10 protein-coding genes are annotated in these 12241 nt (G+C 63.9%); 3 read left to right on the top strand and 7 right to left on the bottom strand.

Annotated elements, in window-relative coordinates:
* The 6 genes from FJ974_RS02035 to FJ974_RS02010 all read right to left on the bottom strand — a co-directional run bounded on the left by FJ974_RS02035 (nt 1) and on the right by FJ974_RS02010 (nt 6383).
* The gene (locus FJ974_RS02035) at nt 1-1086 is read right to left on the bottom strand and encodes an ABC transporter ATP-binding protein (protein ID WP_140531289.1); all 1086 of its coding nucleotides are present in this window, start codon (nt 1084-1086) and stop codon (nt 1-3) included.
* Between the two features lie 3 nt (nt 1087-1089).
* Nucleotides 1090-2136, bottom strand: coding sequence for an NAD(P)-dependent alcohol dehydrogenase (locus tag FJ974_RS02030; protein WP_140531292.1), 1047 nt, complete (start codon nt 2134-2136; stop codon nt 1090-1092).
* A 14-nt stretch (nt 2137-2150) separates the two neighbouring features.
* Nucleotides 2151-2978: a carbohydrate ABC transporter permease gene (locus tag FJ974_RS02025; protein ID WP_181177035.1), complete on the bottom strand. Its 828-nt coding sequence runs from the start codon at nt 2976-2978 to the stop codon at nt 2151-2153.
* Nucleotides 2975-3841 (bottom strand): carbohydrate ABC transporter permease, encoded by an 867-nt coding sequence (locus FJ974_RS02020; protein WP_140531295.1) that lies wholly within the window; start codon nt 3839-3841, stop codon nt 2975-2977. Before FJ974_RS02020 ends, FJ974_RS02025 begins: the two co-directional genes overlap by 4 nt.
* Before the next feature lie 108 nt (nt 3842-3949).
* Nucleotides 3950-5224: an ABC transporter substrate-binding protein gene (locus FJ974_RS02015; protein ID WP_140531298.1), complete on the bottom strand. Its 1275-nt coding sequence runs from the start codon at nt 5222-5224 to the stop codon at nt 3950-3952.
* A 241-nt stretch (nt 5225-5465) separates the two neighbouring features.
* Complete coding sequence (locus FJ974_RS02010; RefSeq protein WP_140531301.1) at nt 5466-6383, bottom strand: AraC family transcriptional regulator; 918 nt, start codon at nt 6381-6383, stop codon at nt 5466-5468.
* A 229-nt stretch (nt 6384-6612) separates the two neighbouring features.
* Between FJ974_RS02010 and FJ974_RS02005 the strand changes: the two genes are divergently transcribed.
* Entirely contained in the window at nt 6613-8016 is a 1404-nt protein-coding gene (locus FJ974_RS02005; protein WP_140531304.1) for an MATE family efflux transporter, read from the top strand.
* Between the two features lie 42 nt (nt 8017-8058).
* On the opposite strand, the gene speB is transcribed toward FJ974_RS02005, so the two are convergent.
* Complete coding sequence (gene speB / locus FJ974_RS02000; protein WP_140531307.1) at nt 8059-9114, bottom strand: agmatinase; 1056 nt, start codon at nt 9112-9114, stop codon at nt 8059-8061.
* Nucleotides 9115-9305: 191 nt separating this feature from the next.
* Between speB and pncB the strand changes: the two genes are divergently transcribed.
* A complete protein-coding gene (gene pncB / locus FJ974_RS01995; RefSeq protein WP_140531310.1) occupies nt 9306-10610 on the top strand; it encodes a nicotinate phosphoribosyltransferase in 1305 nt (434 codons plus the stop codon).
* Nucleotides 10611-10794: 184 nt separating this feature from the next.
* Nucleotides 10795-12225, top strand: coding sequence for a hypothetical protein (locus FJ974_RS01990; RefSeq protein WP_140531313.1), 1431 nt, complete (start codon nt 10795-10797; stop codon nt 12223-12225).
* Nucleotides 12226-12241: the final 16 nt, after the last annotated feature.

Raw genomic sequence — 12241 nt, 5'->3', positions numbered from 1 at the left:
TTATTTGCGCAGCGACATGCCCGTCGTTGCGTCGAACAGGTGAATGCTTTTCTCGTTGAACGTGTAGCGGACAGGCGCGCGCAGGTCTGGGCATTCTCGGGCCGGCACCAGCGCGCTGATCTCCTTGCCGCCGGAGCCGAACGTCACCAGCGCATCATTGCCGTGGAACTCGATAAGGTCGGCCGTGCCCAGCAGCAGGGTGCGATTTCCATCGGTGCTTGCCGTCTTCAGGTCCGGAGGCCGAATGCCGAGCACCGCGCGATCGCCATGCTGCAGATGGAATCCCCGGCCCTCGATCGAAAGAACCGTCCCGGCGCCGGTCAGCGCCCACCCGTTCTCTGCCCCGCCCACAGTCACCTCGATGAAATTCATGTTCGGCGTGCCGATGAAGCCTGCTACGAACAGATTGCCCGGCCGGCGATAGATCTCGGCCGGCGAGCCGATCTGCTCGATCACGCCGTCCTTCAACAGCACGATGCGATCGGCCAGCGTCATCGCCTCGAGCTGGTCGTGGGTGACATAGACGGTCGTCGTCTTCAGCGATTGGTGCAGCCGTGCGATCTCGACCCGCATATGGTTGCGCAGCTTGGCATCGAGATTGGACAGCGGCTCGTCGAACAGGAACACTTTGGGTGTCTTGATCATGGCGCGCGCGATCGCCACGCGCTGCTGCTGGCCGCCAGAAAGCTCGCTCGGCTTGCGGCCGAGATAGGGCTCGAGCCCGAGCGTCTTCGAAACCGTCTCGACCCGCTTCCGGATTTCGGTCGCCGGCACCTTCTGCCGCCTCAGCCCGAAGGCGATGTTGTCGAAGATCGTCATGTGCGGATAAAGCGCGTAGTTCTGGAACACCATGGCAATGCCGCGGTCGCCAGGGTCGAGATCGTTCACCACCTTGCCGCCGATCGACACCTCGCCGCCGCTGATGTCCTCCAACCCGGCCAGCATCCGCAGCAGCGTAGACTTGCCGCAGCCGGACGGGCCGAGGAACACAACGAATTCGTGCTCCTCGATCGAGAGGTTGAGATCGCGGATGACGGTCGTGGCGCCATAGGCCTTGTCGACATGGGAGCAGGTGATGGCGGACATCGGTCAGCCCTTCTCGCCGGTAAGCAGGATTTGCAGCTTGACGTCCTGCGGATTGCCCTGAGCCGCCCGCTCGAAGGCCTTGATGCTGTCGCCGAAATCATAAGTGCCGGTGATCAGCGGCTTGAGATCGACCTTGCCGGAAGCGATCAGTTGCAGCGCGCGATCGAAGATGTTGGCGTAGCGGAACACGGTCTCGATGCGCACCTCCTTCGAGATCGCCGCCGGCACGTCGAGACTGACCGGCTCGACAGGCAGCCCGACCAGCACCACCGCGCCACCCGGCCGAACGGTGTCGAACAGATCTGCGAAGGCTTTTGGATTGCCGCTCGCCTCAAACACGATGTCGGCGCCCCAACTGTCGGTCGCGTCCCGCACTGCGTCGACCAGCGACTGCTTGCCGATATCGACTGGCACGATGCCGGGATACTGGGCGGCGATCGCAAGCTTGGGCGCGGAGAAGTCCGAGATCAGCACTTTGGAGCAGCCGCCCGCCAGCGCGGCCAAGGCGATCATGATGCCGATCGGGCCGCAGCCGACGACGACGGCGACATCGCCGGGCACGATGCGGGCGCGCGTTGCCGCCTGCATGCCGATGGCGAAGGGCTCGACCATCGCGCCCTCGGCGAAGGAGACATTATCCGGCAGCTTATAGGTGAAGGCCGCCGGATGGATGGCGTAGGGCGCGAGCACCCCATGCACCGGCGGCGTTGCCCAGAAGCGGACGTCCGGGTCCACATTGTAGATGCCGAGCTTAGTCGCGCGTGACGAAAGGTTAGGCACGCCCGGCTCCATGCAGACACGATCGCCGACCTTGAGATTCGTGACATTGGCACCAACCTCGACGATCGTTCCCGATGCCTCGTGGCCGAGCACCATCGGCTGGCGCACGATGTAGCTGCCGATGGCGCCGTGCGTGTAGTAATGCACGTCGCTGCCGCAGACGCCGACCGTGTGGATGGCGATCCTGACGTCGTCAGGTCCGACGTCTTGCGGCAGCGCGATCTCGCGCAGCGACAGTTCGCCTTTTTTCTCAAGCACCAGTGCCCGCATCGGGTATCCTCGCATCAACTTTTCTTTTGCCGGAAAACGGAATTCAGGAAGCCGCTCAAAACGCCGAGGAACAAAAGCGGCGGCAGCGACAGAAGCACAACCGAAGCGTTGAGGATTCCCCACGGCACGTTCATGCCTTGCTGGGAGAGCTCGGAAGCCACGATCGGCAGCGTCTTGGCGTTGGAGCTCGACAGCATCAGCGCAATCAGGAATTCGTTCCAGACCAGCACGAAGCTGAAGGCGATGGCGCCTATGAGCGAGCGCGCCGCGACGGGAAGCGCGATCCGCCAGAAAACCGAATAGGCGCCGTAGCCGTCGACGAAGGCGGCTTCCTCGATCTCCTTCGGGACGCCCTGAAAGGCCGGAATGGCAAGCCACATGATGACCGAGATGGTCAGCAGCGAATAGGTGACGACCAGCGCCGGCAAAGTGTCGTAGAGCCCGACCTGCAGCCAGATCACCATCAGCGGAATGGCTACCGCCACCGGTGGCAGGAAGCGCAGCGACAGCACGAAGAACTGGATGTCGCCGGCGAAGCGGTTTGGGTAGCGCGCCACCGCATAGGCCGCCGGCAGCCCGAGCACGACGCCGATCAGCACCGCCGAACCGCAGGCGACGACCGAGTTGTAGAGCCCGGTCAGCACGCTGTCGCGGCCGAGGATATAGCTGATGTTGGCGAGCGTCGGCGTGAATATCACCTTCGGCACGCGCGTGATGATGTCGACATTGTTCTTGAGCGCGTTGAGCGCCGTCCAGACAAGCGGGAACACGGCCAGGAATCCGGCCAGCGCTAGGACGGCCTTGGCGATCAGCCGGCCCAGCCTTATCGGATATGGCTTCATGCCTGCACCCGCTTCCACAGCATGGTGAAGGTGATGACGGTCGCGATCATCATCAGCACCGCCATCGCCGAAGCATAGGAGACCTTGCCGGACTCGATAAAGCCTTGCGAGAAGGCGTACATGTCGAGCGTCTCCGTCGCGACGCCGGGTCCGCCGCGCGTCATCACATAGATCAGGTCGAAGGAGCGCAGCGATTCGATCATCTTGACAAACATCAGACTGATCAGCGGCGCCTTCAGCATCGGCAAGGTGACATAGGCGTGGATCTGCCAGCGCTTGGCGTGGTCGAGCCTGGCCGCCTCGATCGGTTGCGGCGGCAAGGTTTCAAGCAGCTTCAGCACGATGACGGCGAAGAACAGCCCCCATTGCCAGACGTCCACCGAAGCGACGGCGAACAATGCGGTGCCGGGCTTGGACAGCGGATCGAAGATCAGCCCGCCGGTGACGAGCCGGTAAGGATAGGTGGCGATGCCGTAGAGCGGGTGATAGGCGAACTTCCAGACGAAGCCAGCCGAGACGCGCGGCAAAAGCACCGGGATGATGAACAGGAGACAGTAGAAATTGCGCAGGCGTGGGCCGGCGACCTCGAACATCAGCACACCCAGCCCGACCGCCACCACCATCGTCGCTACCACGGTGACGATCTCCCATTTCACCGAAACCCAGACGGCGTTGAGGAAACGGCGGTCGAGGAAGAGATCGGCGAAATTCGAGAACCACACCCAGGAATAGCCCGGCGAACTCAGCTCGCGGTTCTGCAAGGCGATCACGATGGCGTAGAGCGTCGGCACCATCGACAGCACCAGAAGGATGGCGAGGGTAGGAACGAGAAATGTGACGGGCAGGGAAGAGCGTCGGCGCATTGCCTATCCTCGGGGTATCGCGGATGCCTTGGACCGCTGGCGTGACCCGCGGCGCACGGATCTCCGGCATTCCGACGAATGCCGGAGACCGCGCCGCGGGCGGGAGGATTACTTCTTCTTCACCAGCTCGTTGGCATAGGCCTCAAGCTCGTTGAGGCCGCCCTTGATGTCGGTGCGGGTGCCGGTGACCAGTTCCTCGAGGATGATGCCCCAGCGGTCGCCGAGATCCGGCCAGCGCGGATCCTGCCAGAAGTTCACCGCCGTCACCTTGCCGGTGTCGGCCAGCGCCTTGCCGAGGTCGGCGCCGTAGATCTCGGCGAATTCCTTGCTGGAGAGGATGCTGGTGCGGTTCAACTCGCCGAACTGATGCGCATCGAGCCGGCGCTTCTCGTTCTCCTTCGAGGTCGCCCAGGCGATGAACAGGCCGGCGCATTTCTTCGCGGCGTCGTCTGCATTGGCCTTGGTGCCGATGGCGAGCCCGTGGCCGTAGCCGCCGCCCGGCAGCGGCGAGGGCGGCGGCAGGAAGCCAACGTTGCCCACCACCTGCGAAGTCTTGGGATCGACCGCCATGCCCGACAGCGGCGTCGATTCGACGAGGATGGCGACCTGGCCGGAGAGGAAGGCGCCGGTCGATTCATCCCAGCTGCCGGTCTGCGTGCCGGGGGCCGAGTCCTTGAACAGCTTGAGATAGGTCTCCGTCGCCTTGACGGCGGCGTCCGAATTGAAGGCCGGCTTGTCGCCGTCGAACCACTTGCCGCCATAGGCCTTGAAGAAAGGCATCCAGCGCCAGACATTGGCGCCCGAGCCGCGCGCGCCGCGCAGCGCGATGCCGTACACGCCCTTGTCGGCATTGGTCAGCTTCGGCACGTCGGCGATCAGCTCCTCCAGCGTCTTCGGCGGCTGGATGCCGGCGGCTTCCAGCACGTCCTTGCGGTAGACCATCAGGTCGCCGCCGCCGGTCAGCGGCGCGAACCAGACCTTGCCGTCATAGGTGGCGACCTTCTGGCGGCCCGGATCGAAGTCCGCGTAGTCATAGTCAGTCGGATAATAGTCGGTCAGCGGCACGATCCAGCCCGAGGACGCAAACAGCGCGACATTGGCCTCGTCGACATAGTAGACGTTGTAATTACCGACGGTGGAGGCATCGGCGCGCGATTTGGCGCGGCGGTCGTTCTCGTTGAGGTAATCGATCTGGAACGAGGCGCCGGAGAGTTTTTTGAACTCGTCCTTGGAGTTCTCCAGGAGCGTCAAGCCGTCGCGCGGCTGCGCCAGCACCTTGACCGGCGCCGAGCAGACCGGCGCTTGCGCCAGTGCTGCGGTTGATACGGAAGCGGTAAGCACGAACGCTGCGCCGAGGCTGGCAGCGAGCCGGTTTGAATTCATTTGGTTTTTCTCCTCCAGGAACACTCGCGAAAGCGGCAGGTCCTCGGACCAAGCGACCCTCACCGTCGCCTGGTCGACTTTCTACCCGCCGCCAAAATGAGCAGTTGGAAAGGCAGAGACTAGAAGCCCCGTTGCAGCAGACCTGTACTTTTATGCATTGTGCGGCGCAAAAAAAGGCGCCGGCAGAGTCCGCCCGTCACACGAGTATCAGCTCCATCAAGCGCAGCCGCTTCCGGCTCGATCAGGCCCGCAGCGTCAGCCGCTGCCGCGACAGCTTGCGATAGGATGACGGCGTCATCTTGTGCTTGCGCAGGAAGGCGCGGTTGAAGTTCGAGATATTCATGTAGCCGACCTGGAAACAGATGTCGGTGATCGGGATCTCGGTATCGGCGAGCAGCTTGCAGGCCTGCCAGAGCCTGAGCTTGGCGACATGGTCGCTGAACGAGTTGCCGGTGTTCTTCTGGAAGAAGCGCGAGAAGGCGCTTTCGCTCATGCCGGCCAATTGAGCCACGTCTGGCAGCTTCAAATCCTCGGCGAAATGCTGGAACAGATAGGTCAGAGAACGCTGGACGATGTCCAGCGATTCCGCGTCGAGAAGCGGGGAGAAGTCGGGCGACGACAAGAGCTCGTATTCATCGGTGGCGGCCAGAAGGTCGAGTAACTCGAGGAACAGACGTAACCGTGCCAGCCCATGCACCTCGCCCATTCTCTCCATCAGCTCGGCGCCGTCGAGCGCGGTCTGGCCGTGGAAGACCATGCCGCGCAGCGAGCGCTCCAGGAACGGTTCCAGCTCGCGCAGTTCCGGCAGCAGCCCGGCCGAGCCGCGCAGCCGTTCGGGATCGAACTGCAGCACGATATCGCGGCCCTCGATCAACTCGCCGGGCTGCACCGCTGTCACCCAGTCATGCGGCAGCCCGCCGCCGACGATGGTCAGGTAGCCCGGCCCGAACTCGCCGATATGGTCGCCGACCAGGACGACGCCCGACGATTTCCGCAAGAGATGGATTTCGTATTCGGGATGGAAGTTCCAGACATTGCGCTCCCAAGGGTAATCATCGAGTCGCCACAGAAAACTGTCGCTCGCTTCGGTCACGATGTGCTCGAAGGCGGGTACCGTGCGCGGGATCGCGGCCGTGTTCTTTCTTCGTCTGAACGGCATCCTCACCTCCCGGCACTGCGCCGGTCCGCCTGCTCCGGCAATCCGTAGCAGTCCCCGGTCGGCAAGTGAACGCGGCGCTGGCTCAATAGCTGCTCGCGCCTCCTCCCTTGCCTTCATGTCGCATTTCGTTCAAGAGACGACGCAAACGCCGCGAAACCGAAGGTTTTGCCGTTTGCACCGCGGATTCCGGGCAAGGACCCGACGCGCCGCGATCTGAAAGAGCGGAACAATGTCTGCGATCGAAGCCGGCGCTCGCGCGCCGGAAAATCTTTGGCGTCAGGAAATCAGGGCGACGCTGGCGCTTGCCTGGCCGATGGTGCTGACCAATCTCGGCCAGACCGCGATGACTGCCACCGACGTCATGATGATGGGTCGACTGGGCGCCGATACGCTGGCCGCCGGCGCTCTTGGCACCAACCTCTATTTCATGCCGCTGATCTTCGGGCTCGGCCTGATGCTGGCGACCTCGCCGATGATGGCGACCGAGCTCGGCCGCCGCCGCCATTCAGTGCGCGACCTGCGCCGCACGGTACGCCAAGGCCTGTGGCTGGCGATCCTGATCGCGATCCCGATCTGGATCTTTCTCTGGCATGGCGAGCCGGTGCTGCTGGCGATGGGCCAGAAGCCTGACCTTGCGCATCAGGCCGGCATCTATCTGCGCTGGCTCGAATGGGCGGTGCTGCCCTTCTACGCCTACATCGTGCTGCGCTCGTTCATCTCGGCGCTGGAGCGGCCGGGCTGGGCGCTGGTCATCGTCTTCGTCGCCGTCGCCTGCAACGCCCTCTTCAACTGGGTGTTCATGTTCGGCAATCTCGGCATCCGTTCGATGGGCATTGCCGGCTCGGGTCTCGCCACCACGCTCTCCAGCACGCTGATGTTCGCCGGCTTGGCTGCGGTGGTCCTGCTGGAGAAGAAATTCCGCCGCTACCGCCTGTTCGGCCGCTTCTGGCGCGCCGACTGGCCGCGCTTTCGCGGTTTGCTCAGACTTGGCCTGCCGATCGCCGGCATCCTCGCCTTCGAGGTGACGATCTTCAATGCGGCCGCACTGCTGATGGGCCTGATCGACGCGGATTCGCTCGCTGCCCACGCCATCGCCATCCAGATCGCCTCGATATCCTTCATGGTGCCGCTCGGCCTCAACCAGGCGGTGACGGTACGTGTCGGCCTCGCCCACGGCGCCGGCAATCCGGAAGGCGTTTCGCGCGCCGGCTGGACCGCCTTTGTCATCGGCGTCTCGTTCATGGCGCTGATGGGACTGGTGATGATCCTGTGGCCGCAGCTTTTGATCAGCGCCTTCATAGATCTTGCCGATCCGGCCAATACCAGGGTGATCGCGCTTGCCGTGTCGTTCCTGGTTTTTGCCGCGCTGTTCCAGATCTTCGACGGTGCGCAGGCGGTGGCCTCCGGCATGCTGCGCGGCCTGCACGACACCAAGGTGCCGATGATCTATGCCGCGATCGGCTATTGGGGCGTGGGCTTGCCGCTCGGCGTGCTGCTCGCCTTCCATTTCGGCTTCAACGGCGTCGGCATCTGGATCGGCCTGGCGTCCGGACTGGCCGTGGTGGCGGCGCTGCTTTTGGCGCGCTGGCTGCGGCGCGATCGCATCGCGCCGGCGCTGTCCTTCGGGCATTGACGGCCGCCACGTCGTCCGGCGGCCGTTAGATTCTGCGTTGTCTCAGGTCTTCCTGATCGCCGGGCTGAACACCATCAGGCTGAGGATCTCGAACAGCACCTGGGCGCCGGCATGCGCGGTGTTGGTGGTGGCGTCATATTGCGGCGCCACCTCGACGACGTCGCCGCCGACGATATTGAGGCCCTTCAGACCGCGCAGCAGCTCCAGCACCTCGCGCGTCGTCAGCCCGCCGACCTCAGGCGTGCCGGTGCCCGGCGCGAAGGCCGGATCGATGCTGTCGATGTCGAAGGAGATGTAGGTCGGCCCGTCGCCGGCGATCTTGCGCGCCTTCTCGATGATGGCGGGGATGCCGAGCCCGGTCACCTCCTCGGCATGCACCACGGTCATGCCGGATTCGTAGGTGAATTCCCAAAGATATTCGGCCGAGCCGCGAATGCCGATCTGGATGGTGCGCGTCGGGTCGAGCACGCCGTCCAGCACCGCGTTGCGGAACGGCCCGCCATGGTGGAACTTGGTCATGTCGAACAGCCCGCTGGTGTCGCAATGGGCGTCGATGTGGATGAGGCCGACCGGCGCCTTTTTCCCGACCGCCTTCAGGATCGGATGGCTGATCGAGTGGTCGCCGCCGACCGAGAGTGGCAACACGCCGGCATCGACGATCTGGTTGGTGCGGCGCTCGATATCCTCATGGCTGATCTCCAGCCGGTAGCGGCTGCGGAACGGCGTGTCGCCGATATCGGCGACGCGAAGTTCATGCGTCGGCGCGCATTCCAGCACATGATTGTACGGGCCGATGCGCTCGATGGCACGCAGCGCCCGGGGCCCGAAGCGCGCGCCCGGCCGGTTGGTGACGCCGAGATCCATCGGAACGCCCATCATCGCCACCTGCAGGTCGCCGAAATCCGCATCGTCGGCCGCCACCTGCCGGTAAGGTGCTGCCAGGAAGGTCGGGATGCCGGAATAAGGCGCCAGCCGCGTGCCGCTCTTGGAGAAGATCTTGTCGGCGACCTTGCGGAATTTCGGGTCGAACATCTCGCCGCCGTGGCTCTCGCCATATTTGCGGCGCAACGCTTCGAGCTTGCCGCGATCGTAACCCATGCCGTTTCTCCTCCTGACTGTCTTGGCTGGAGTGTCCGGTAGGGCATACGAAAAATCAAATGCATTCGGGCCTGCCGTTTGCCGCAGGCCGGCTCTTTTTGTCGGGCCAGCTTGCAAAGCGGGCAGCGCGATCAAAAATTCAATGCTAAGAGGCCATTGGCTATAGCCAATGGCGAAAGTGGTGACGAGATATGGCACGGACCGATATAGCGCGGCGCGTCTACAACCACACCTGGAAGCTCGATCCGATCGTCCGCAGCCTGCTGGACACCGACTTCTACAAGCTTTTGATGCTGCAGATGATCTGGGGCATGTACCCCAAGGTCGACGCCACCTTCACCTTGATCAACCGCACCACTTCGGTGCGCCTTGCCGATGAGATCGACGAGGGCGAATTGCGCGAGCAGCTCGACCATGCCCGCACGCTGCGCTTCTCTAAAAAAGAGATGATCTGGCTGGGCGGCAACACTTTCTATGGCCGCAAGCAGATATTCGAGCCGGAATTCCTCGCCTGGCTGGAAGGCTTCCGGCTGCCCGACTACGAACTCTCCAGGCGCGACGGCCAGTACGAACTGTCCTTTCCGGGCCCTTGGATGTACACCACGCTCTGGGAAATCCCGGCGCTCGCCATCATCAACGAGCTGCGCTCCCGCGCGGCCATGCGCTCCTTCGGGCCGTTCGCGCTCGACGTGCTCTATGCCCGCGCCAAGGCCAAGATGTGGGCCAAGACCGAGCGGCTCAAGGCCTTGCCCGGTATCCGCATTTCCGATTTCGGCACCCGCCGCCGGCATTCCTTCCTGTGGCAGCGCTGGTGTGTCGAAGCACTGAAGGAAGGCATCGGCGAGGCCTTCACCGGCACCTCCAACGTGCTTTTAGCCATGGATAACGACCTTGAGGCGCTCGGCACCAACGCGCATGAATTGCCGATGGTGTTTGCCGCGCTCGCCCGGTCCGAAATGGAATTGCGCGAGGCGCCGTACAAGGTGCTGCAGGACTGGCAGCGCTACTATGGCGGCAATCTCTTGATCGTCCTGCCCGACACTTTCGGCACGGCCGCCTTCCTGCGCGACGCGCCGGACTGGATCGCCGACTGGACCGGCTTCCGCCCCGACAGCGCGCCGCCGATCGAGGGCGGCGAAAAGATCCTGTCCTGGTGGCGCGAAAAGGGCAAGGACCCGAAACAGAAGCTGCTTATCTTCTCCGACGGGCTGGAGGTCGAGACCATCGAGGAGACGTATCACCATTTCCGCGGCAAGGTGCGCATGTCCTTCGGCTGGGGCACCAATCTCACCAACGATTTCGAGGGCTGCGCGCCGACCGAGACCAAGAGCCTCGATGCCATCTCGCTGGTCTGCAAGGTCAGCGAAGCCAATGGCCGCCCGGCGGTGAAGCTCTCCGACAACCCCGCCAAGGCGACCGGCGATGAGAAGGAGATCAAGCGCTATCTCAAGATTTTCGGCGAGAAGGACAGGGTGGAGCAATTGGTCAAGGTATGAGGGGCGAAGGCTGTGACGAATGGAATTCCTAGATAGGTTGAGTTCCGTCGCGCCCCCCTCTGTCCTGCCGGACATCTCCCCCACGAGGGGGGAGATCGGACTTCATCTTCGCTTTCGCCAATCGCCGACGACGCAAGAAGAGCGCCGAGCGCCCGAACTGCTGATCTCCCCCCTTGTGGGGGAGATGTCCGGCAGGACAGAGGGGGGTGCCGTAAAGCGCCATCGCTGCAGACAGGCCATTAAGGCGCTCGCTTTCGCACTCCTCCCCACCCCCGCCTTCGCCCATGCCTCCGACCGCGGCCACGTCCTCCTCCTGCCGACCGGCTACTACATCGCCGGCGGCGCGCTGGCTGTCGCCGTCAGCTTCTTCGTCCTGGCGCTGCTGCCGCCCGCCGCGCTCGACCGTTTCTGGCGCCGGCGCCTGTCACTCTTCACCTTTGGTGACAGGCCGCGCACCATCGTCAGCCTGGTTTCCTTCGTCGGCTTCGCGTTCCTCATCGGCGCCGGCCTGCTGGGCAGCCGCGACCCGCTCTCCAACCCGCTGCCTTTGGTGATCTGGACACTGCTTTGGGCCGGCTTCACCCTGCTACAGAGTGTGTTCGGCAATCTCTGGTCATGGCTCAACCCATGGTACGGCCCCTTGCGCGTCGTGACCCGCGAACGCAAAGACGAAACGCAGCCATCGCGCCTGCCCTCATGGCTCGGCTTCTGGCCGGCCTTTGTCCTCTTCTTCGCCTTCGCCTGGTTCGAACTGATCGATGCGGCGCCCGACGACCCGGCGCGCCTGGCGTATGCCGCCGGCCTCTACTGGCTCCTCAGCTTCATCGCAATGCTCGTCTTCGGCTATCGCGACTGGAGCCGGCGCGGCGAATTCCTCAGCCTCTTTTTTTCCATGGTGGCCCGCTTCGCGCCTCTCCAGCGCGATCAAGGCCGGCTTCATCTGTGCTGGCCGGGCGCCAAATTGCTGGCGGCCGAACCAATGCCGCCGAGCGGCGTCGCCTTCGTCTTGCTGGCGCTCTCTTCGGTGTCCTTCGACGGCCTGTCGAAAACCTTCTTCTGGCTCGGCCTGTTCGGCGTCAACCCGCTGGAATACCCGGGCCGCACCGCGCTGATCGGCATCGGCAGCTTCGGCCTCGTCCTGACCTTCATCCTGCTCGGCGCGGTGTTCGCGCTGGCCGTCTTTCTCGGCCAGCGCCTCGCCGGCGACAGGATCGCCTTCGGCGAGTCCGCCGGCCTGCTGGTGTGGTCGATCGTGCCGATCGCGCTTGCCTACCACATCGCGCATTACCTCACCGCGCTACTGGTCGACGGCCAGTATGCGCTGGGCGCTCTGTCGGACCCCTTCGCGCTCGGCTGGAATCTGTTCGGCACCGCCGATATGACAGTCGAGGCGGGTATCGTCGCCGGCGCCGAGTCTGCCTGGTGGCTCTGGAACCTGCAGGCGGGAGTCATCATCGCCGGCCATATGCTGGCGGTGCTCATCGCGCACGGCCTCGCCTGGCGCCTGCACAAGCACGCTTCGCGCGCAGCGTTCAGCCAGCTCCCGCTGACTGTCCTGATGATCGCCTACACGGTCTTCGGCCTCTGGCTGCTTGCCACGCCGACCGCCGGATGAGAGTGTCCCTGGGGAA

Source organism: Mesorhizobium sp. B1-1-8, from assembly GCF_006442795.2.
Taxonomy (GTDB): domain Bacteria; phylum Pseudomonadota; class Alphaproteobacteria; order Rhizobiales; family Rhizobiaceae; genus Mesorhizobium.
Note: the sequence above shows the minus strand (reverse complement) of the source record. Positions and strands in the feature narration are given on the sequence as shown.